Here is a 20,914-nt window from a genome sequence, read left to right on the forward strand (position 1 = left end):
GCCGATGGGGCGCGTGTCGTTTCGCCCTGGGAGCGCCCGGGTAGCACTCTGGATTCGTGGGGTGAGCCGACCTGGGGGAGGAACGATGCAGAGCCGGCTTCGGGTGCAGGGGCACCCGATCCAACCGATGCTGGTGACGTTCCCGTTCGGGCTCTTCGTGAGCGCGACCGTGTTCGACCTGACCGACGTGCTCGGGGGACCGGCCTTCCTCGGCGAGGTGGGCTACTGGAGCTCGGTGGCGGCCCTGGTCGCCGCCGCGCTGGCCGCCGTGGCCGGCATGATCGACCTGTGGGACGTGCCGGGCGGCCGGACCCGGCGCACGGCGGTGACCTTCAACCTGGTGAACGTGGCGATGGCCGCGCTGTTCCTGGTGTCCTGCCTCGTCCGCGCGGACGCGCCGCAGCGCGGCGCCAGCGTCGTGCTGCTGCTCACCGAGGTCGTGGCCCTGGCCGTCGGTGCGGTCGGCGTCCGGCTGGGCGCCCGGCTGGTGCGGCTGTTCGACGCGGGCCGCCGGGCCGAGGCGACCACCTTCGACGCGCTGGGCGGCGTCTCCGGCTCCACCGTCGACCTGGCCCGCTCCCGTCCCTGACCCATCCCACCCCCGCCGCCCCTGCCTGCCGCCCCCGCGATCTTGCACTTGGCGCCCCCGACGAAGGTGGCAACTCCGCCCGATCCGAGGGCTGGAAGTGCGAGATCGCGAGGCGGAGAGTGTGGCGGGGAGGGTCAGCGGGTCGGGTGGGATTCGGCGTGGTGGGCGGCCAGGACGTCCGCGCCGAAGTCGCTGGCCGGGCGGCGCAGCACGGTGTGCGCGTGGTTGCCGTCGTCGGTGGTGTTGTCGTACTCGATCAGCAGGTCGTCGCCCTGCACCCGGTAGTAGTGGCGTTGGCCGGGGCGGGTCGGGCCGGCCCAGGCGAAGTGCAGCTGCCCCGAGGCCAGCCGGCGGGCCTCCCGGATCGCCAGCTCGGGCGGGAGCCGGTCCAGGTAGAGCGCGACGAGCTGGTCCAGCAGCGCCCGCCCGGTGGGGCCGAGCCGGTCCGCGGGCACCCCGAGCGGCTCCAGCGGCGCGTCGACGCGGGCGCGGGTGGCGCTGATGATGTCGCCGGGCGCCTCGTCGGCGACGATCGCGGCGGCCCGGCCGGCCGGACCGATGGCGTCCAGCAGGGCGCGGCCCAGGTCCTCCTCGACGCCCAGGGGCCGGGAGACGGGGCGGCCGGCGTACCGGACGGTGGCCGGGTTGGCGCCGAGGAAGATCGGCGCGGGGGAGACCTGGTCGGCCACCACGGTCATGCTCACCGAGAGGTGGTGCCCCTCCAGCCGCCACGCCCACGCGTCGTCCCGGGCCGGGTCGCCGAAGACGGCCACCCAGTAGTCGCCGCTGTGTCGGCCCCGGCGCCATCCCTCCGCCCGGTCCAGCACCTCCTCCAGCGCGACGATCGCCATCGCCTGGGCGTACGCCGGTGGGCTCAGCGCGGTGGCCAGCAGCCGGTGCGCGGCCTTGCGCCCGGCGCGGTCCAGGTCGGCCAGGCACACCCCGGGCCGGGGTCGCGGCCGGTACTCCAGCCAGCGCCGGGCCTGCTCGTCGTCGAACCGGAGGGCGGCGCGGGCGCGGGCGGGCTCGTCCAGCGCGGCCAGCAGTGCCGTGCCGGCGGTGCGCATCTGCTCGGGCAGCGGATCTTCCACCGCCTCTGTATACCGGCCCCGACCCGGGCGCGGGGGCCGTCGCCGTCAGCCGGCCGGCGTCGTCAGCAGCGCGAGCATCTCGGGCAGGTCGAAGAAGCGGGCCGTCTCCACCGCCGACGGGTTGCCGTGGTGCGGGTCCGCCCCGGCGGCGAGCAGCGCCCGGACCGCCTCGGCGCTGCTGCGGAACGTCGCGGCGGCCAGCGCCGTCTGTCCCCGGTCGTTGGTGCCGGCGTGGTCGGCACCCCGGGCGAGCAGCGCGGCGACCGTCTCCGGGTGGGCGTGGTAGGCCGCCAGGATCAGCAGGGTGTCGCCCTTGTCGTTGGTCAGGTCGACCGGCAGCCCCGCGTCGACGTAGTCGGCCAGTTCGTCGGTGCCGCCGTCGCGCGCCAGGTCGAACATCCGGTGTGCGAACGCCAGCGTCTCGGCGTCGAGTTCCTCACTCACCGGTCCAGGTTAGTCGCGCGGCAGCCTGGTAGGTTGCTCGGCCGGCGCGTTGGGGAGGGTCGATGGACGGCACGGTGTACGTGGGCAACGCGGGTGTCGACGGTGCGACGAACGCCGGCTGGCTGCTCGGCCACTTCATGCCGCCCGGCGACGTCCGGCACAGCACCGACGTCGAGGTCAAGTGGGGCGTGCACCCGGCCGGTGAGGCGCGCTCCCGATGGGCGACCGGCGAGCGGCGGACCGCCCTGCTGGTGCTGGTCAGCGGGCGTTTCCGGGTCGAGTTGCCGGACCGGACGGTGGTGCTGCGCGAGCCCGGCGACTACGTGGTGTGGGGCCGCGGGGTGGACCACTCCTGGTACGCCGAGTGCGAGGCGGTCGTGCTGACCGTCCGCTGGCCGTCGGTCCCTGGCTACCGGGTGGAGCCGCCGGTCCGGCGCTGAACGTACCGACGCGTGGACGCTCGTGTCCCGGCATGCGGAATTACCTACTAAACCCATAGGGTTTGCAGGCTAGACTGAGGCTCCGCACGTCGCCGTACCCGAAGGACCGCCATGACCGACCGTCGCCAGCCCGACCTGCTCGCCATCGCCGGAGCGTGGGCCGCCGACCGGGCCGGATGGCCGGTGCCGCTGCGCTTCGACCCGGCCTCCCGGTGGTACGCCCGGCTCGCCCGGACCGCCGACCACGAGGTCTGGGCGCTGAGCTGGCTGCCCGGGCAGGGCACCGACCTGCACGACCACGGCGGCTCGGGCGGCGCGTTCCTCGTCGTGGCCGGCGCCCTCACCGAGGAGACCGTCAGCGGGGGCCGGCTGCGCCCGCACCACCTGGCCGCCGGCTCCGGCCGCCGCTTCGGGCCCCGACACGTGCACCAGGTGACCAACCGGGGCGACGAGCCGGCTGTGAGCGTCCACGTCTACCGCCCCGCCCTGCGCCGGATGACCCGCTACCTGCTCGCCGACGGCCGGCTCCGCGCCGCCGAGGTGGCCGAGGCCGGGGTCGCCTGGTGAACGCCCCACCGTCCCGCGCCACCGACCGCCAGCACCCACCGGAGGAAACGACCATGCCGCAGACCGACCCGCACGCCTGTCCGGCCCCGGCGCCGCCGGGCTCCCGGGGCATCGACGAGATCCTGGCCGCCGCCCGCGCGCGGCTCGACCGGCTGGATCCCGAGCGGGCGCACCTGGCTTGTCGTGGCGGGGCGCTGCTGGTCGACATCCGCCCGGCCGCCCAGCGGGCCGCGCACGGCACCGTCCCCGGCTCGCTGGTGGTCGAACGCAACGTGCTGGAGTGGCGCTTCGACCCGCGCTGTCCGGCGCGGCTGCCGCAGGCGGTCGGCTACGACCTGCCGGTGGTGGTCATCTGCCAGGAGGGCTACACCTCCTCGCTGGCCGCCGCCGCCCTGCAGGACCTCGGGCTGCACCGCGCCACCGACGTGGTCGGCGGCTTCGTCGCCTGGCGGCTCGCCGGCCTGCCCGTCCTCGGCCCCACCCCGCCACCCCGTCCGTCCACTACCGCGCCCCCGGTGACCGCCGGCCGGGCGCCGTCCTGACCGTCCCGCCCCACCGGGCGTGGCGGCACCGCCGTCCCCAGGAGGCTCCATGTCCGTCGTCGCCCTCACCCCCCGGCCCCGGCCGGCCGGCCGCCCCGGGCCGGTCCGCCCGCGCTCCGCACCGACCCTCACCATCACCCTCGACGTCGCTCCCGGGCCGCTGAGCCCCCGCCTGGCCCGGCTGCTGGAACTGATCGGCGAACTCGCCGAGTCGGGGGAGGGGCGCGTGCGCCCCGCCGCCGCCGATGGCCCGCCGGTGGCGCCCCGCCCGGTCCCAGCCGTCGCGGGCGGAGCCGCGGCCGTCGCGGACCCCGGCCCGGCCTCGGACGCCCGGCGCCCCGACGGGGTCCGGATCCTCGCCGGGCCCCGGGTCGTCCACCACGGCTCCCGGGCGGTGGCGCTGACCCGCATCGAGTACGACCTGCTGCTGTTCCTGGCCGAGCGACCCCGCCAGGTATTCACCCGCCTCCAACTGCTCGCCAACGTCTGGGGCTACGAACACGCGGTGGCCCGCACCGTCGACGTGCACGTCCGCCGGCTGCGCGCCAAGTTCGGCGCCGACACGCCGCTGGTGACCACCGTCCACGGTGTCGGCTACCGCCTGGCCGACGAGGCCCGGATCGAGGTCGACCGGAGCCGCTGACGGGCACCGGAAACCGGGTTCGACGCTCCTGGCGAGCCCGGCCGTTCGGTGCCCCCGCGCGGCGCACCCGAGTCTCCGGGTGCGCCGCCGCAGGTTGAAGATCAAGTTAGTCCCACTGGTCCTGGTTGAGGAAGCGGGCGAAGCCCCGCCACGAGTTCGGTCCCATCACGCCGTCGATCGGGCCGGTGTAGCCCCAGCCGGAGGCGAGTCGCTGCACCGCTTTCCAGGTGTTCGGTCCCGGTATGCCGTCGATGGGGCCGGTGTAGCCGTAGTTGCGCATGGCTCGTTGCAGCGCGGCGTACGTGTTCACGCCGGGCACGCCGTCGATCGGGCCGGTGTAGCCGGCGGTGATCCGTAGCCAGTTCTGCATCCGCTGGTAGAAGATCGGGCCGGGGATGCCGTCCTGCTCGGTGGTCGTCTTGGGCAGCGGGTCGTCCGGCGGCGGGTCGACCGGTGCGCCGTCGACGATCTCGAACGCGCTCGGCTTGGCCACGTTCAGGTCGACGGATGCGATACCGCCGGTCGATCCGGACGAACTGTACTGGTGCGCACTCCATGTCGGGTAGGCGCCGCCCAGGTTCGGCTCTCCGGGGTAGCTGCCGTTGTTGGCGCCCCACGACGCCACCCAGAGCTTCACGCCGGCCGCGATCGTTCGGGGCCACGTCCCGGAGCGCAGGTCTGCCGCACCCATGTACAGCCAGGGCGCGTGGTTGCCGATCCGGTCGCGCATGCGCTGGAAGAAGGTCGCGACCTCGGTGTCGTTCCACAGCCTCGTCGAGTCGTCGAGCACCTCGTTGTCCAGCGCGATCACGTCACCAGGCCGATAGTCGTGCAGGTGGTCGGCAAAGTAGTCAGCAGCCTGAACGGGGGCTTGGAAGTCTCCAGCGAGCCAGTAGTGGCCGATCCTGAGCCCCGCTGCCCGCGCGCCATCCACCTGGATCGCATACTGCGAGCCGGTGTAGGGGCCCTCCGACAGTTGGGAGCCGCCAGCCTTCACGATCACGAACTGGTAGCCGTCGGCCCGGACATCGGCGAAGTCGATACCGGCTTGCCAGGTGGAAACGTCAATGCCGGACACCGTGCCGGCCGGCACCGCCGCGGCGGCAGGTGCCGCCGCGGCGCTCACCGGCAACACGAAGGCAACTGCGGCCGCCACCGCAAGCCGCCCCAGGAAAGCGGTCATGTCAAGTCTCCCTTGAGAAAGGTCCCTGCCAACTCAGGCCCAACGTGCATCCGGCTGCGATTCGCCGCTCACCCGCACCGTGGTCCGCCTGACTGAACTCATGCGGCGGCAGCGCCACCGACGCCGACCCGGGTGGCTACTCCCTGCCCGGACGCCGGACCCCCGCCCGAACCTAGACAGGGCGCGAACGGCAGGCATCGTGCGTTCGACCGACGGCCACTCAGGGCGGGGAGCCATTCACCAGACACACCGTCACAGATCGTCGAGCTGTATCACGCCGACGGCACCGGTCGATGTGAAACAGGGGGCCCCGTTGTTAGGGTCTTCGCGTGGTTATCGAAGTCGATCGCAGTCTTGTGACGCGGCCGCAGGCGTCCTGCTCCTGCCGCAGGACATGACAGATCGCCATGCCGTCGAGTTCAGGGCCGGGCAGCGTAGAGGCGGAGTTCCTGGCCTTAGCACGCCGGTACGCGGCGCCCATGCGTGGATTCGTGCTGTTGCTCATCAGCGCTTTCGGGCTGCTGACGGTTCCCGGCGATGCCCTGCCGCTAGGGTTCGCACTGTTCGGGCTGATGGTGGTCGGTGCCGTGGTGGACTGCCAGGCCGGGTGCTCCGAGCGTGCGGCGCTACTGGCGCTTGCGTTCGCGGTGGCGCGTGTTGCGGCGATCTGCGTGACGCAGGAGTGGACAGATGGAAAGCCCGGTCAGTGGGCACTCAACGCGCTGACCACGACGTCGATCACTCTCCAGTGGGACTGGCCGCCAAGGGTGTCGCTGCCCGTCACGGCCGGGCTGCTCGTGGTCGGCTTCGCCATGGTGGGCGTCGACGAGGGGAGCGCGGTCGGCCTGCGGCTGCTGGTCGAGTGCGTCATGGCGCGTCTGGCGTTCGTGTTGTTGCAGCGGTCCAGCAGGCGCGTGGACGTGTTGCGGGCACGCCGGGCAGCGCTGGCGCGGGCCGAGGCGGTGGCGGTGGCACGGCACTCGCAGGAACGGGAGTTCCTCGCGTTGCTGCACGACACGGCCTCGGCGACGTTTCTCCTGGTGACGACGCACGGCCGGGACACCGACCCCAGGCAGGTGGCCGAGTACGCACGGCACGACCTGACCGTGCTCACCGGCGCTACGGGTGGACCGGCCTCGCAGGACAGCCCGGTGGACCTGAATGCCGCGCTGCGCTCCGTCGTGGATCGAACTCCACTGACCGTCGACGTCCGCTGGCGGGAAGGGACGGTGGTGCCCGCGTCGGCGGCACTCGCGATGGTGCGTGCAGTACGCGAAGCGCTGGCCAACGTCGAGCGGCACGCCGCAGTACACGACGCCACGCTGAGCATCCACGTCGAGGAGGACCGCGTCGTCGTTGCGGTCGACGACGCGGGCGTGGGGTTCTGCCCTGGCGAGGTGCCGCACTCCCGCCGCGGCATTCGCGGCTCGATCGTCGAACGCATGACCGCGGTCGGCGGCAGCGCCCTTGTCACCTCGCGCCCCGGTACGGGGACCTCGGTGCGGCTGGTGTGGCCCGGTGCCTGAGAGCCGAGCCGCGCGCGACCACGTGCACCCCACGATGCGGATCGCGCTGCTGTGCGTCACCGGCGTCGTGCAATTCGGGCTGTGCGTACGGCCGCTGATCGAATATGAGTACCAGCCGAGGTGGGTCGCCGTGGCCGCGTTCACGGCACTGGCGCTCGTCACCGCGGCCTGTGGTGTGTGGGTGGTGCGCCGAAAGCCCATACCGGCCGTCGTCGTGGTGGTCGGCACGGCGGTCACGCTGGCAGCCTCGGCCGGTGCCGCCCGCGTCCTGCCACCGGGCCAGCACTTCGGCACACCGGACTGGTCGTTCGGCCTGGTGGGGTGGCATCTGTTGCTGCTGCTCCTGGACCGCGTGCCCGTGCTGCTCACCGCCATGGCGGTGCATCTGACGGCGAGCGTCGGCCAATTCCTGTTGGCGGTCATGCCGGACCGCGCCGGGATCGGTGCCGCGGGCATCGTCGCGTTCGGCACGGCCAGCATCCAACTGGCGGTCGTGCCGATCTCGCGGATGCTGCACGACAGCACCCGTCAGGCGATGTCGGTGGCCGCCGAGCAGGAGCAACTGATCACCAGGGTGATGGCGGTCGAGCAGTGGGAACGGGAACAGCGCACCGTCTTCGCCGGGCAGTTGGGTGTGACACTGCCGCTACTGGCGGACCTGGCCGATGGCGTGCTGGACCCCCGCGACGACGACACCCGACGACGGTGCTCCCTCGCGGCGACCCAGCTCCGCAGGTTGTTCGCCGAGAACGACGAGGTCCCTGATCCGCTGCTGCACGAGGTCACCGCCTGTGTCGATGAGGCCGAACGACGCGGCATCGAGGTGTCGCTGGCGGTCAGCGGCGCGGCCGTGGCGGTGCCCCCCGACGTTCGTCGGGAACTCACCAGCCCGGTCGTGGCGACGTTGGCGGCGGCGCGGTCCCACGCGCGGGTGAGTGTGCTGCGCACCCACGAGGACGTGCGGGTTGCCGTGATGGCGGATGCCGGCACCGACACCGACATGGTCACCGCGGCCTCCGCACAGGTCGTAGTCGACTATGACACCTATGGCGAGTACGTGCGAATGGAGTCCAGATGGCAGACGAGGAGCAGCTGAGCGCCGTAATCGTCGATGACCACCCAGCCGTGCTGGCCGGGGTGACCCACTGGCTGTCCTCCGGCACACCGCCGATACGGGTGGCCGCCGCGGGCAGTGACGTCCGCGTCGCGTGGCTCGACGAGGGTGCCCAAGCCGACGTGGTCATTCTCGACCTGCACCTGGGCGGGCCGACCCCGGCGATGGGCGACCTGCGCAGACTGGTGCAGGCAGGGCGACGGGTCGTCGTCTACTCGATGCGCGCCGACGACGTGATCGCACTTCAGTGCCTGGAACTGGGCGCGCTGAGCTACCTGACCAAGGCTGAGGGCACCGAACATCTCCTCAACGCCACCCGGGCCGCAGCGGCCGGTCAGGCGTACACCGCGCCATCCCTGGCGGGCGCGCTCGCCGCCGACCGCTCCGCCCAACGGCCGGTGTTGTCGGCGCGCGAGACCGAGGTGCTGATCCAGTGGTTCCAGTCGCAGTCCAAGGAGTTCGTGGCTCAGCGTCTGGGGATTTCGCTGAGCACGGTCAACTCCCATCTGGAGCACATTCGGATCAAGTACGCGATGCGTGGCCGGGCGGCCCCCACCAAGGCGATGTTGGTAGCGCGCGCCATCCAGGACGGGCTGATCCAGCTCGACGATCTGTGACGGTGTGCCTGGTTGGCTTCCTGCCCGGGACGGCTGTCGGTCGAACGTACGCCTCGCAGGTCCTCAACTGGCGCCTCTCCCTGATCGGTCGATCAGCCGATATTTGTACAGTCCGATGCCCTTAGTGTCGTCGCCATCCACGCACCACAGGACACGGATGAGGAGCCGATGATGAGTGAGGAGATTCAGCCCAACTGCTGTGGCGGTGCGACAGACCGGCCACCGACCGGGCTCAGCCGCCGTACGTTGCTGCGCAGTACGACTTTGACCGCCGGTGCCCTCGTTGTCGGTGGCGGAGTCCTCGGGCTGCCCGGCACCGCCCACGCGGCACCGGCGATCTACAACCCGTTCGCCGGCTACCCGATCACCGGCACCTGGCAGGACCACCTCGACTACGGGTCGCTCGGCGGGATCGACTTCGGGATGGGGGTCGGCACCGCGCTGCCCGCCTGCGGCGCCGGCACGATCCAGAACATCCCCTACAACGGTACGGGCGGGCACACCGTCACGATCTACCACGCGGACGGGTACCGCAGCCAGTACATGCACCTGTCACAGTTCCTGCTGGCCAACGGGACCGCGGTCGGCGCCGGGACGATCGTGGGACGGTCGGGCGGCGCCGTGGGTGCCCCCGGCTCGGGCAGCTCCACCGGCCCGCACCTGCACTGGCACATGATCAACCCGAGCGGGGTACGCATCAACCCGCTGACCTACATCGGCCAGAACCCGGGTGGCGGTGGCCTGCCCAAGACGACCACCGAGCAGGACGGCATCCCCGGCCCGATCTTCTACCAGCGGATGCAGAACTGGCTACGGATCACCTCCGGCTACACCGGCCCGATCGACGGCGTGCCCGGCGTGAACACGTACGCCGCGCTGCAACGAGCCATGCGCAACTACGGCTACACCGGCCCCATCGACGGCATACCGGGACCGAACACCTGGAAAGCGGTGCAGCGACTCGCCTCCGGCTGGGGCTACACCGGCCCGATCGACGGGGTGATGGGACCGAACTCGTGGCGGGGCTTCGCCCGCTTCCTCAACCAGGACCAGTGGGACTGACCCCTCCCCGGAACGCCGCCGCCGAAGCAGGCCGCTGAAGTCACGACAGCAGAAATCGACAAAGCGTTCGGCCCCACCCCGCCCGGCTACTCGCCACGGCAGTGACGACATGCAGCCTGATGTGCGAGGCGCGGACCGTCGGCGTACGCCTTCGGCGCTCCCGCCGTGACTGATGACCGGAATGGTATTCTGGTCATCAGTCACAGGGGGAGGCGCCATGACCGAGTCGCAACCGGGCCAGATCGACCGCGCCGACCGGATCCTGGACGCGGCGAAGGAGTTGCTGCTGCGCTGGGGATACCGGCGGGTCACCATTGACGAGATCGCCCGGCACGCCGGTGTCGGCAAGGGCACCGTCTACCTGCACTGGCGCAGCCGTGAACAGTTGTTCTTCGCAGTCGGTGCGCGGGAGGCGGTCGCGATGCTCACCGCGGTGGTGGCCGCGATGCGCCAGGACCCGAAGGAGATCGCGCTCCACCGGTACATGCGCCGGTTCTTCCTGGAGGCGATGTCGCGACCAGTGCTGCGGGCGATCTTCACCCGGGACGGTGACGTGCTGGACCGGTTCCTGTCCAGCCCCGCCCGCCGGCCGCTGCAGAGCTCCAAGCTGCTGGCCTCCCGCGAATACCTGGGCGTACTCGCCGACAACGGCCTGCTGCGGGCGGACCTGCGGCCAGCGGATCTGGACTACACCCTGCCGGCGGTCGTGTTCGGCTTCTTCGGCATCGATCCGTTTCTTGCCGACGAGGTGGAGCTGAGCCTGCCGGACAAGGCCGATCAGTTGGCCGACACCCTCCGCCACGCGTTCGAACCGGCGAAGCCACCGTCCTCGGCACGGTTCGCCGCCGCCGCGCCGCCGGTCATCGCCGTCTTCGACGGGCACACCGACGACTACCGCCGCGCTGCCTATGGCGCATCAACCGACCAGAGGTGACAAGCATGGGCAGGGACATCAACGGCCTGCACCACGCAGGCATCGTCGTGCGCGACATGGCCGCGGCGATCGAGACCTACCGGCGGCTCGGTTTCACCGTGGCACCGCCGGCCTATCCGACGCTGCCCACCGCCCCGGGAGCGCCCGCCCTTCCGGTCGGCGCAGCCAACACCCACATCTACCTGCGCCGCAACTTCGTCGAACTCGTGAGTGTCGTCAGGGACGGCCAGCCGGTCCCCGGTGAAGCCAAACTGATTCCCATCAACGTTCCCGACGACAAGCTGCCCGGGCTCCTGGCCGCCGTTCGCAGCGCCGCCGCAAACCTCATCGCCTGCCTGGACCGGTTCCAGGGCATGCACATCCTCATCTTCGACTCGCTGGACATCGACCACGCTGCAGCCCGCCTCGACGCCGCAGGTGTCGCCCACGGCGGCGTGCACGCGATACAGCGCCCGATCGAAACCGCCAACGGCACCCGAATGGTTCCCGCCCGCTACCTGGAAATCAGCAACGACGAGGCGGGCGCGCCACCCGGCCGGCTGCCCGAGGGCAGGCTCGGCGTCGCCGAGAACGCCGCCGTCGTCGAGGAGCAGCAGCCGGAGCACGCCAACGGCGCCATCGACCTGATCGGATGTACGCTGTGCGTACCCGACGACGCCTTGCCCGACGTCAAGCGCCGCTACGAGACGTACCTCGGCCGCACCGCTCACCACGACGGCCCCACCGCGATCTTGGATCTCGACGACGCCACCATCACCCTGGTCGCCGCCTCCGCGCTGCCCGACCTCCTGCCTCACGGGCGTCCGCCAGCCCTCCCCGCCTTCGTCGGATACACCATCGCGGTGCACGACATCACCCAAACCGAGCACCACCTGCGGGCGGCCGCCGTGCCACACATCAAGCCCCACGCAGGTGAGATCGTCGTACCAGCCAGCCGAGCCCTCGGCGCCACGATTGCCTTCCGCCCCACCACCGACTGACATCCGAACCGCGCTCGCCCGCCTCTGGCGTGACCCAGCTGTAGTGACCCGTGAGCGGGGTGCGGGGAGGAGGCGTAAGAACCCTCCCCACCGCCGGGTGCGCACACTTGGGCTGATACGGTGGCTGGCATGGGAATGATTGAGGTCGACAGAATCTAGCCACCGAACTGCCGGTGGCTTTCACTCGTGTGGGCAGCGCCCGCACCGGTGAATGATCGTTTCCTGACGCAGCGTGAGTCCGCCCAGCCTGGGCGTCGATACCCCTGCGTGAACCTCGCCGGCACGTTCGCACCGCACCGACCTCGGTCCAGAGTGCGTGCCTGCGAACGCGCGACTTCGATCCTCTCCGTACCCATCCGTCCATCGCCCGTCACCCAGGCAGCGGCCTGACGGCGCAGGTGGGTGTGCCTCGGCAGGTCCGATCGAATCTCTCGCCGCATCGACTCACGGCCCGTGGTCGGTTGTCCCGCCAGCTCCGCTGGCAGCCGCAACCACTCACGAAAGGCCATCGCCATGCAGCACCGTACGTCGCGTTCCCGAGCCCGCCACCGTCGCGCGCACTGGAAGGCCAGCGTTCCGGCGCTCACCACCTGCACGAATCCCGCCTGCGGCAAGCCCACGCCGCCGCACCGCGCCTGCCAGCACTGCGGCTTCTACCGGGGTCGCGAGGTCTTTCCTCCCAAGGGAGGCGACTCGTGAACACCGTCCTGACCACGAGGAGCCGCTGGATGCGCATCCGCGACCATCTTGCCGAGACCGGCGCCCTGGCGTTCCGGTTCCGCCAGCTCATCACCGCGTGGCAGAGTTCGACGGCCGAGACGTTCGCCGACGTCCACGCACTGCCGGCCGGCCTGCGTGCCGATCTTGCAGAGCAGTTCGGCCCGCGGCTGCATCCGCTGACCCCGTTGGAAGTGCAACGGGACGAGCAGGTCGAGAAGGTGCTCTTCGCATCCGACACCGGTGCCCGCATCGAGACCGTCGTCTCGCACTATCGAGCCGGATGGGACTCCATGTGCATCTCGTCGCAGGCCGGGTGCAGCCTGGGCTGCACCTTCTGCGCGACCGGCGCGGTGGGTCTGGTCCGCAATCTCACCGCAGACGAGATCGTCGCGCAGGTGATGCATCCGCACTGGACCCGCGAAGGGTTGCCCAGGCCCGCGAGCGTCGCGTTCATGGGAATGGGGGAGGCCCTCGCCAACCCCCACGTGTTCGACGCGCTCACCCTGCTGACCGACGCCGGATACGCGGGGATGTCCGCGCGTCGGGTCACGGTGTCGACCGTGGGGTTCGCGCCGAACCTGGCACGCCTGGTCGACGAGCACCCGCAGGTGACGATCACCCTGTCCGTGCACTCGCCGTTTCCGCAGGAGCGGGCGCGCATCGTCCCCCTCGAGGAACGGTTCCCGCTCGCGCGGAGCCTCGACATCCTCGACCGGCATGCCGCCACGAGCCGCCGAAAGGTCTACCTCGCCTATCTGCTCATCGCCGGCGTCAACGACAGCGACGACCATCTCGCCGCTCTCGCCGAACTGGTCCACGAGCGGTCCCGACCCGAGCTGTTCCACGTCAGCGTCATCCGCTACAACGAGGCGATCGGCGCGGCACCGGACTACCGCGCCCCGTCCTCCACGCGCGTGGACCACGTCGTGCGCGGGCTCACCGTGCGGGGTGTGCACGCGACCAGGCGCCGACAGTTCGGCACCGGCATCGACGCCGCCTGCGGGCAGCTCCACGGCATGTACCTCGCCGCGAACCCTTCGGTCGCCGCTCCCGTCGACACCGAACCGATCCCCGTCACACCCGTCCGCAGCTGACGGGACGAAAAGAAGAGAAACGCCAACCATGTCTACGAAGTCCGCGATCACACTCCGCGATCTGACCTTCGAATGGCCAGACGGGACCGTTGCGATCTCCGGTGCCAACGGCTCGTGTGGCACCGGCCGCACCGGCCTGATCGGCCGCAACGACGCCGGGAAGTCGACCCTGCCTCGGCTCGACAGGGACGGGCGCATGCATCAACGCCGAGACCCGAACATCTGACGGTCTTGGATCGCGCGACAAGGTGGTCGAAGAGCAGGCGGGTCGCGGTTCGGCGGCCCGCCTGCTCATTCGCTGGGAACTGTCCATACCAGCCGCGCCTTCGGTGCCGGCCCCGCGACCTCCCTGTTCCGGCTGATGGAGGCGCCGGTGCAGGAGGCGGAACGTCCTACATCTTCACCTGCCAGCTCTCGCCCGGCCTCAGTCGAGCAGGGCGAGGAACCGGCGGAGGGCGGGGTTCGTGCTGTCGCGCGGCCAGGCCAGGGCGACGTCCACGGTGGGTGTCGGGGCGGTGAACCGGCGCAGCCGTACCTCGCGCAGTCGCAGCGCGCGGGCGCGGCCGGCCGGGACGGCCGCGACCACGTCTCCCTGCGCCACCGCCCGCAGCAGCTGCTCGTCGTCCGGCTCCTGCCGGACGAGCCGGAACCCGCCGTGCGGCCAGACCTGGGCGATCGTACGGTCGAACATGCCGGGGCCGTTCTCGCGCGGCCACATCACGGCTGGCAGGTCGACCACCTCGGCCCGGCTGACCCGGCGGCGGCTGGCGGCGAGGGGGTGACCTGCGGGCAGGGCCAGCAGCAGCTCCTCGGTGTCGACCGTCCGGCAGGCCAACGCCGGCTCGTCGACAGGCGGGCGGACGAACGCCACGTCGAGCCGGCCGGCGAGCAGGCCGGCCACGTTCGGCGCCGTCCAGGCCGTCTCCGGGACCACCTCGATGTCCGGGTGGGTGGCCCGGAACCGGGCGACCAGCGCGTCGACCCGGCCACCCCGCGCCGACCGCGTGTACGCGAGCCGGAGCCGGCCGCCCCGCCCGCGTACCAGGTCCCGAATGCGGGCGGTCCCCGCGTCCACCTCGGCGAGCAGCCGGGTGGCCTCGTCGGCGACCCGCGCCCCACCTCCGTCAGCCTGCAGCCCCGGCTGGTGCGGTGCACGAGCGGCACGCCGAGCTGGCGTTCCAGGGCCCGGATCTGCTGGCTGAGCGCGGGCTGGGCGACGCGCAGCCGGGCGGCGGCCCGGGTGAAGTGCAGTTCTTCGGCGAGCACGGCGAAGTAGCGCAGCCGCCGCAGGTCCAACCAGGCGTCCAGGGTCGGCGCGTCGGACATGGATCGATCATAAGCCCCGCTTATCGCCGGCTGTCCGATCCGTCTTGGACGGCGGGCCGCCGGGACGGCGACGATCCGAGGCCAACGGCACGAGCGAAGGAGCGGACGATGACGGCAGCAACGGACGTGGTGGTGGTAGGGGGTGGGGTCGTCGGGATGACGGCGGCGGTCACCCTCCAGCGGCGGGGGGCGCGGGTGACCGTGCTGGCCGCCGACGACCCGGCGGACACGGTGTCCACGGTGGCCGCCGCCGTCTGGTACCCAAGCCACACCGACCAGGACCCGCGGGTGCTGCGCTGGGCGCGGGAGACCCACACGGAGCTGGGCCGCCAGGCCGCGGACGGTGTGCCGGGGGTGGTCGAGCGGCCGACCCGGATGCTGCTGCGCCACCCGTACGCCGGCCCGCCCTGGTGGGCGGAGGCGTGCGGGGACCTGGTGGCGGAGCCGGCGCGACCGCCGTACACGGCGCTGCTGCGGTTCACCGCGCCGACGGTGGAGATGACGCCGTACCTGGCCTGGCTACGGCAGCGGCTGGAGGCCGGCGGCGGGCGGGTGCTGCGTCGCCGGGTGCGGCGGCTCGCCGACGCGTTCGACACCGCGCCGACGGTCGTCAACGCGACGGGCCTGGCCGCCGGCCAGCTCGCCGGCGACCCGGCCGTGCACCCGGTGCGCGGGCACCTGGTGCTGGTGGCGAACCCGGGCCTGACCGTCTCGGTGCGCGACGAGGACGACCCGGCCGGGATCACGTACGTGCACCCGCGCCGGCACGACGTGGTGCTCGGCGGCACATACCAGCCGGGGGTGGGGCACACCGCGCCCGACCCGGACACGGCGGCGGCGATCCGGCGCCGCTGCGTCGCGCTGGTGCCGGAGTTGGCCGAGGCGCCGGTGCTCGGCGAGCGGATCGGGCTGCGGCCGGCCCGGCACGGCGGCCCGCGGGTCGAGGTGGACCCGGAGCCGGCGGGCCCGCGCGGCAGCCGACTCGTGCACGCGTACGGCCACGGCGGGGCGGGGGTCACCCTGTCCTGGGGGTGCGCCGCCGAGGTGGCGGACCTCGCCCTGGGCGGCTGACCGGGCGCACCCCGGCCTGCCGCCGGATGCCGGAATCCGGGACGAGCATGCGCGCCGGTTCATAGGCTGGCGAGCGGGAGCACGTCGGGAGGCTGGCGGAGGGCATCGTGGGCAACGTGATCAGGGACGCGCTGCAGGGCGTACAGGAGGTCGAGATCACCGTGACCGGCCGGAAGACCGGACGGCAGATCTCGCACCCGGTGTGGTTCGTGCAGGAGGAGGACAGCGTCTTCCTGGTGCCGATCACCGGCTCGGACAGCGACTGGTACAAGAATGTCCGGCGGACGCCGTTCATCCAGGTGGCCGCGAACGGCACGGCCCTGAGCTCGAGCGCCACCCCCATCACCGACGCCGACCGGGTCAACCACGTCGTCGAGATGTTCTGCCAGAAGTACGGCGCCGACCAGGTCGAGGCGCAATACCCCAAGCACGACGTCGCCGTCCAGGTCCCACTCGGCTGACCCGACACCACGTCGACGACCAGCGGAGAGGTGTCAGTCGCCGCGGCTACTCGACGTGTCGGTAGCCGAGCCACATTCCGCAGCGCGGTTGCACCTCGTGAACCGAGCGCCGTCGGCTCGAGATGCAACCGCGCTGCCGGAGGACGGCTCAGTCGTTGCGGGCGGTCTCCGGGCCGGTGATCCGCCGCAGCAGCGGCAGCGTCGAGGCGACGATGCCCAGCGACACCGCCAACCCACCGACCACCGTGAGGTAGAACGACGGCTTCGGCGCCAGCAGCGTGTAGCCCAACTGCGCCCGCAGGAACAGGTGCGCGGCCAGGAACCCGATCCCGATCGCCACCGCCGCGACGATCAGCAGCGGCGCGACGGTCTCCAGCGCGACCACCCGGCGCAGGGTGCGCAGTTGCACCCCGGTGAGCCGCAGCATGCTGAACGGCCGCCGTCGGTCGCTCAGCCCGCCGGCCACGCTCACCGCCAGGCTGCAGCCCGCGATCGGCAGGCTGGCCAGCATCACCACGTTGGCCAGCTGCTGGAACTGCCGCAGCAGCCGCGCGGAACTCGACTCCCATTCGGCGGTGCTGGTCGGGAAGCGATCCTTCGGGAACGCGTCGATCAGCATCGTCCGGGCCCGCTCGAACGCGGAGCGGCTGGTCGTGTCGACGACCACCGACACGATCGGCTGCCGGTCGACCTGCGCGGGATCGATGTCGGCGGCCTTCCACACGTACGTGTCGTTGGTCAGGTCGAACGCGCGCAAGCCGACGAGGTCGGGGGTCACGGTCGCGACCTTCGCGCCCGCGGGGCAGCTGCCGTACGCCGCCAGGCGGTCCAGCTCGGCACAGGTGATGATGCCGTGCCACCCGTCCGGGTCGGGGTTGCGGTGCACCACGGTCACGCTGCGCACGCCGGGGATCGCCGCGAGCCCGGCCGGGATCTGGTCCGGGGTCGGCGCGGGACCGTCCTCGGGCCAGAAGATCTTCGACAGGGACGTGGCGGCCACCGAGTCGGTGCGCGGCTCGCCGCGGTTGGCGATGTACGTGGTGATCGTGCCGGTCGCCACGCTGGTCACGAACAGCGCCATGATCAGCCCGCTCACGGACCGGAACCCCGCCTGCGGGTTGTCCGATAGGCGGCGCGCGGCGATGAGCGTGGCGGGCCGGCTCGCCCGCCCGGCCAGCAGCCGCGCGGCGATCATGGTCAACCACGGCCCGGCCAGCACCAGCCCGACCAGGATCAGCAGAAACCCCGAGAGGTACGCGGTGAGCTGGCCGTTGGTCGTGGGGGGACGCCGGCCGATGAAGTAGGTCAGTTCGGCGAGCCCGGCGACGAGCGGGATGAGCCGCCAGGCGCGCGGCGGCTTCGGCGTCACCCGCCGGCTCACGCCCAGCGGCGAGATCTGCACCCGCCGCAGGGCCAGCCAGGAGGCCACGACGGCCCCGACCGGGATGCCGAGCGCGACCAGCAGGACGTCGACGATCGTGAGAGAGAGGTCGGCGGCGAAGAACGGCTCGCCGGTGAACGGGATCGCCGCGAGGCCGGGCCGGAACGCGAAGAACAGGCCGAACCCGGCTGCCGTACCGGCGACGGCGGCGAGTGTCGACTCGACCGCCGAGATCAGCGAGATCTGCCGTGGCGTGGCGCCGACCAGCCGCATCGCGGCGAAGCGCTGCTCCCGGCGGGTGGCGGCCAGCCGGGTCGCGGTGCCGATGAAGATGAGCACCGGGAAGAGCAGCGCGGCCGCGACCACGGACAGCACGAGCGCCATGCCGTCGCCGTTGATGCCGACATAGCAGCCGTCGGCGCAGCCGTCCGGAGACGTGGTCATGATCTGGGTGACCTGGCGGGCACCCAGGTGCTCCAGGTCGGCGGGCGGGCGGCCGATGACGATCAGCAGCGAGTCCGGAGAGGGCAACGCCGCCCGGCCGATCGTGCCGACCTCGTGGCCGGGGAAGCGGTCACCGAGTTCCGCGGCCGGGGTGGCCCGCAGCAGCTCGCCGAGGGCGGGGGAGACGTAGTACTCGCCGGGCCCGGGCAGGCGCGGGATGCCCGGCGGGAGGGGCGCGTCCGGGCCGGTCGCCGCGACCTCGACCCGGCCGATGGACGTGCCGTGGTAGTAGTCCTCCCGGACGAGCCACCACAGCGGGTCGACCGAGGGATCGGAGGAGGCCGGCGCGACGGCGGTGTTGAGCCAGGCGTTCCGCTGGTTCTGCGCGCCGACCGCGTTCATGCCGGCGACTGTCGCCAGGAGCATGCCGACGCCGAGCGCCACCGCGGCGGCGATGATGACGAGCCGGGTAGCGGCTTCCCGCCCGCCGGCCACGGACAGCCGTACCGCGAACCGGATCATGCGGGCACCAGCGCGTTCACCTTGCCGTCGCGCACGATGACCTGCCGGTCGGCGTACGCGGCGACGCGGGCCTCGTGGGTGACGAGCACGACGGTCGTGCCCTGCTCCCGGGCGGAGGCGACCAGGAGGTTCATGACCTGCTCGCCGGTCAGCGAGTCGAGCGCCCCGGTCGGCTCGTCGGCGAACAGCGCCCCGGGCCGGGCGACCAGGCCGCGGGCCAGCGCGACCCGCTGCGCCTGACCGCCGGAGAGCTCACCGGAGCGGCGCCGCTCCAGCCCGGCCAGGCCGAGCCGCTCGAACCAGGGCCGCGCCTCGGTGAGCGCCGCGGCCCGCTTGACGCCGCTCAGCAGCAGCGGCAGCGCGACGTTCTCCTCCGCGGTCAGCTCCGGTACGAGCTGTCCGAACTGGAACACGAACCCGAACTGGTCCCGGCGCAGGATGCTGCGCTCCTGCTCGCCCAGGGTGTCGATCCGGCGGCCGTCGAAGTGGATCTCGCCGGCGTCCGGCACGAGGATCCCGGCCAGGCAGTGCAGCAGGGTGGACTTGCCGGAGCCGCTCGGACCCATGATGGCGACGATCTCGCCCGGGGCCACCGAGACGCTGGCGCCGCGCAGCGCCGGCGTCTCGCCGAAGGACAGGTGGACGTCTCGCGCCTCGATCGCCTTCATCCGCGTACCACCGTCCGGAGGGCGTCCAGCCGGGCGACCGTGGTGTCGATCCAGTGCAGGTCGGCTTCCAGGTGGAACAGGCCGTGGTCGGCCAGCATGGTGTCGACCAGGTTGCCGTTGCGCTTGATCTCGGTGAGTTCCGTCATCCGCCGCAGGTGTGTGGCGCGTTGCGTGTCGAGGTATTCCTCGGCGGGGCGGTCGAGCATGAGCGCCAGCACGACCTTGGTGAACAGCACGGTCTGCAGGTTGGGCTCGGCCTCGACCGGCTCGGTCAGCCACGACTCGAACTCGGTCGCGCCCCGGTCGGTGATGACGTAGCGCTTGCGTTCGGGGCCGACGCCCGGCTCGACCTCGCCGACCACGATCTTGCCGTCGCGGACGAGCCGGCCGAGGGTCGCGTAGACCTGGCCGAACGGCAGCGGCTTGCCGCGGTTGAAGAAGGAGTCGTAGTCGCGCTTCAGGTCGTAGCCGTGGCTGGGCTCGCGTTCGAGCAGGCCGAGCAGGGTCATGGGAACGCTCATGGCGGCCACCATACCCCGAGCGTATACCTCGCGTATATACCTCGCGCGTATATCAGCGTTCGTCGGTCGCGGGCGTGGGCGGCCGATCTGTCACGGCGGTGGGGCTGACGTGCCCGGCCGACGCCACCGGGGTCAGTGCGAAGTGGACCGTACGCCCGGTCTTCGCCCGCCCGAGCAAGTGCGTCAACGGCACCACCACCCCTTGCAGCAGCGGTTGCTTGCGTACCAGCGTCCGGCTGGCCGCCCGGTACTCGGCCCCGGTCAACCGCCGCGCCACGGCCTCGACCGCCGCCCCGGTCGGCTTTCCCAGCGCGGTCGACGGGGCCACGGCCACCCGCGGGTTGTTGCGGATCCGCCTGGTCTTCCACGCCTTCTCGAAACTGCGCACGTACGCCCGTTCCCCCGCCACCGCGATGCTCACCGCCGCGGCCACGGCCGTGCCGTCGCGCTTGTACGTCGTCAGTGCCACCGTCTTCTGGCGGACCAGCGGTGCCCAGACGGCGGAGGGGGCGGGATCGACGTACCCCACCACCCAGCCCAGCTGCCGCAGCCGGGCCACCAACGCGACCAGGGCGAGTACGGCGGACAGGCCGACCAGCCAGGTCTGCGCGGCGCTGCCGCCGGCGTCCGCGTCGACCAGGTGCGAGACCGTGTGCGCCGCCCCGCCGACCAGGAACCCAGCGAGGGCGACGGCCAGGGCGTCGGCCCAGATCAGCGCCAGCAGCAGGGTCATCCCGATGCCGAGTTGGAACGCCCCCACGTCGTGCACGAAGTGCTCGTGCGGTGGGAAGTTCACCGCCGAACTGAAGGAGAAGGGCCGCAGCAGGGCCCACAGCCCGATGATCACCGACGCCGCGCCGAGCAGCGCGGCCACCCCACGTCCAAGGCTTCTCATGCCCCTGAGACGCGCCGGCCGCCCGAGGTGTGACTGTGGCCGGCGCACCGCCGCCGCCTGACGCGGCGAATCAGGAAGA

The 20,914-nt window shown here is 72.0% G+C and carries 24 protein-coding genes and 1 pseudogene; 16 read left to right on the forward strand and 9 right to left on the reverse strand.

Translation table 11 applies throughout. The features are described from left to right. Window positions 1-85: 85 nt before the first annotated feature. Complete coding sequence (locus ABT006_RS12585) at window positions 86-589, forward strand: DUF2231 domain-containing protein (protein ID WP_350705735.1); 504 nt, start codon at window positions 86-88, stop codon at window positions 587-589. Window positions 590-723: 134 nt separating this feature from the next. Here the strand turns inward: ABT006_RS12585 and ABT006_RS12590 are convergent, their stop codons facing one another. Together ABT006_RS12590 and ABT006_RS12595 are read right to left on the reverse strand one after the other, a co-directional pair. Continuing rightward, the gene (locus ABT006_RS12590; protein WP_350705737.1) at window positions 724-1,680 is read right to left on the reverse strand and encodes a DUF3500 domain-containing protein; all 957 of its coding nucleotides are present in this window, start codon (window positions 1,678-1,680) and stop codon (window positions 724-726) included. Between the two features lie 45 nt (window positions 1,681-1,725). Continuing rightward, window positions 1,726-2,079, reverse strand: a complete 354-nt coding sequence (locus ABT006_RS12595; RefSeq protein WP_466024218.1) for an ankyrin repeat domain-containing protein — start codon at window positions 2,077-2,079, stop codon at window positions 1,726-1,728. Window positions 2,080-2,186: 107 nt separating this feature from the next. On the opposite strand from ABT006_RS12595, the gene ABT006_RS12600 reads away from it, so the two are divergent. From ABT006_RS12600 to ABT006_RS12615, 4 genes are all read left to right on the forward strand, one after another. Further along, window positions 2,187-2,564 carry a cupin domain-containing protein gene (locus ABT006_RS12600; RefSeq protein WP_350705741.1) on the forward strand — a complete coding sequence of 126 codons (378 nt, stop codon included), beginning with the start codon at window positions 2,187-2,189 and terminating at the stop codon, window positions 2,562-2,564. A gap of 111 nt (window positions 2,565-2,675) precedes the next feature. Continuing rightward, window positions 2,676-3,131, forward strand: a complete 456-nt coding sequence (locus ABT006_RS12605; RefSeq protein ID WP_350705743.1) for a cysteine dioxygenase — start codon at window positions 2,676-2,678, stop codon at window positions 3,129-3,131. 53 nt (window positions 3,132-3,184) lie between these two features. Continuing rightward, the gene (locus tag ABT006_RS12610) at window positions 3,185-3,673 is read left to right on the forward strand and encodes a rhodanese-like domain-containing protein (RefSeq protein WP_350705745.1); all 489 of its coding nucleotides are present in this window, start codon (window positions 3,185-3,187) and stop codon (window positions 3,671-3,673) included. A 49-nt stretch (window positions 3,674-3,722) separates the two neighbouring features. Then, window positions 3,723-4,316 (forward strand): winged helix-turn-helix domain-containing protein, encoded by a 594-nt coding sequence (locus tag ABT006_RS12615; protein WP_350705747.1) that lies wholly within the window; start codon window positions 3,723-3,725, stop codon window positions 4,314-4,316. Between the two features lie 106 nt (window positions 4,317-4,422). On the opposite strand, the gene ABT006_RS12620 is transcribed toward ABT006_RS12615, so the two are convergent. Then, complete coding sequence (locus ABT006_RS12620; RefSeq protein ID WP_350705749.1) at window positions 4,423-5,499, reverse strand: GH25 family lysozyme; 1,077 nt, start codon at window positions 5,497-5,499, stop codon at window positions 4,423-4,425. Window positions 5,500-5,978: 479 nt separating this feature from the next. Here ABT006_RS12620 and ABT006_RS12625 point away from each other — a divergent pair, with 479 nt between their 5' ends. From ABT006_RS12625 to ABT006_RS12665, 9 genes are all read left to right on the forward strand, one after another. Then, window positions 5,979-7,025 (forward strand): sensor histidine kinase, encoded by a 1,047-nt coding sequence (locus ABT006_RS12625; RefSeq protein ID WP_350705751.1) that lies wholly within the window; start codon window positions 5,979-5,981, stop codon window positions 7,023-7,025. Between the two features lie 34 nt (window positions 7,026-7,059). Next, complete coding sequence (locus ABT006_RS12630; protein WP_350705753.1) at window positions 7,060-8,121, forward strand: hypothetical protein; 1,062 nt, start codon at window positions 7,060-7,062, stop codon at window positions 8,119-8,121. Further along, a complete protein-coding gene (locus ABT006_RS12635; protein WP_350705755.1) occupies window positions 8,100-8,756 on the forward strand; it encodes a response regulator transcription factor in 657 nt (218 codons plus the stop codon). The genes ABT006_RS12630 and ABT006_RS12635 overlap by 22 nt, the downstream gene beginning before the upstream one ends. 171 nt (window positions 8,757-8,927) lie before the next feature. Next, entirely contained in the window at window positions 8,928-9,818 is an 891-nt protein-coding gene (locus tag ABT006_RS12640; protein ID WP_350705756.1) for a peptidoglycan DD-metalloendopeptidase family protein, read from the forward strand. Window positions 9,819-10,035: 217 nt separating this feature from the next. After that, entirely contained in the window at window positions 10,036-10,752 is a 717-nt protein-coding gene (locus ABT006_RS12645; RefSeq protein ID WP_350705758.1) for a TetR/AcrR family transcriptional regulator, read from the forward strand. 5 nt (window positions 10,753-10,757) lie between these two features. Continuing rightward, a complete protein-coding gene (locus ABT006_RS12650) occupies window positions 10,758-11,732 on the forward strand; it encodes a VOC family protein (RefSeq protein ID WP_350705760.1) in 975 nt (324 codons plus the stop codon). A 513-nt stretch (window positions 11,733-12,245) separates the two neighbouring features. Beyond that, the gene (rpmF, locus tag ABT006_RS12655; protein ID WP_350705762.1) at window positions 12,246-12,431 is read left to right on the forward strand and encodes a 50S ribosomal protein L32; all 186 of its coding nucleotides are present in this window, start codon (window positions 12,246-12,248) and stop codon (window positions 12,429-12,431) included. Between the two features lie 29 nt (window positions 12,432-12,460). After that, window positions 12,461-13,546 (forward strand): radical SAM protein, encoded by a 1,086-nt coding sequence (locus ABT006_RS12660; protein ID WP_350705764.1) that lies wholly within the window; start codon window positions 12,461-12,463, stop codon window positions 13,544-13,546. 28 nt (window positions 13,547-13,574) lie between these two features. Next, window positions 13,575-13,772: a hypothetical protein gene (locus tag ABT006_RS12665; protein ID WP_350705766.1), complete on the forward strand. Its 198-nt coding sequence runs from the start codon at window positions 13,575-13,577 to the stop codon at window positions 13,770-13,772. A gap of 198 nt (window positions 13,773-13,970) precedes the next feature. On the opposite strand, the gene ABT006_RS12670 is transcribed toward ABT006_RS12665, so the two are convergent. Beyond that, window positions 13,971-14,621 carry a LysR family substrate-binding domain-containing protein gene (locus ABT006_RS12670; protein ID WP_350705768.1) on the reverse strand — a complete coding sequence of 217 codons (651 nt, stop codon included), beginning with the start codon at window positions 14,619-14,621 and terminating at the stop codon, window positions 13,971-13,973. Between the two features lie 95 nt (window positions 14,622-14,716). After that, window positions 14,717-14,872: pseudogene (locus ABT006_RS12675) on the reverse strand (LysR family transcriptional regulator); the annotation flags it as partial. A gap of 108 nt (window positions 14,873-14,980) precedes the next feature. Between ABT006_RS12675 and ABT006_RS12680 the strand changes: the two are divergent. Further along, entirely contained in the window at window positions 14,981-15,943 is a 963-nt protein-coding gene (locus ABT006_RS12680) for an FAD-dependent oxidoreductase (protein WP_350705770.1), read from the forward strand. Between the two features lie 107 nt (window positions 15,944-16,050). After that, window positions 16,051-16,404 (forward strand): nitroreductase/quinone reductase family protein, encoded by a 354-nt coding sequence (locus ABT006_RS12685; protein ID WP_350705772.1) that lies wholly within the window; start codon window positions 16,051-16,053, stop codon window positions 16,402-16,404. 148 nt (window positions 16,405-16,552) lie between these two features. Here ABT006_RS12685 and ABT006_RS12690 read toward each other — a convergent pair whose 3' ends face one another. From ABT006_RS12690 to ABT006_RS12705, 4 genes are read right to left on the reverse strand one after another with little or no spacing between them, the layout of a single operon-like run. Further along, window positions 16,553-18,751 carry an ABC transporter permease gene (locus ABT006_RS12690; protein ID WP_350705774.1) on the reverse strand — a complete coding sequence of 733 codons (2,199 nt, stop codon included), beginning with the start codon at window positions 18,749-18,751 and terminating at the stop codon, window positions 16,553-16,555. Beyond that, window positions 18,748-19,419 (reverse strand): ABC transporter ATP-binding protein, encoded by a 672-nt coding sequence (locus ABT006_RS12695; RefSeq protein WP_350705776.1) that lies wholly within the window; start codon window positions 19,417-19,419, stop codon window positions 18,748-18,750. The genes ABT006_RS12690 and ABT006_RS12695 overlap by 4 nt, the downstream gene beginning before the upstream one ends. Then, the gene (locus ABT006_RS12700; RefSeq protein ID WP_350705778.1) at window positions 19,416-19,940 is read right to left on the reverse strand and encodes a PadR family transcriptional regulator; all 525 of its coding nucleotides are present in this window, start codon (window positions 19,938-19,940) and stop codon (window positions 19,416-19,418) included. The genes ABT006_RS12695 and ABT006_RS12700 overlap by 4 nt, the downstream gene beginning before the upstream one ends. Window positions 19,941-19,992: 52 nt before the next feature. Then, window positions 19,993-20,835 (reverse strand): PPOX class F420-dependent oxidoreductase, encoded by an 843-nt coding sequence (locus ABT006_RS12705; protein ID WP_350705780.1) that lies wholly within the window; start codon window positions 20,833-20,835, stop codon window positions 19,993-19,995. Window positions 20,836-20,914 lie beyond the last annotated feature (79 nt).

The sequence above is a fragment of the Micromonospora sp. NPDC002717 genome (assembly GCF_040295705.1).
Taxonomy (GTDB): domain Bacteria; phylum Actinomycetota; class Actinomycetes; order Mycobacteriales; family Micromonosporaceae; genus Micromonospora.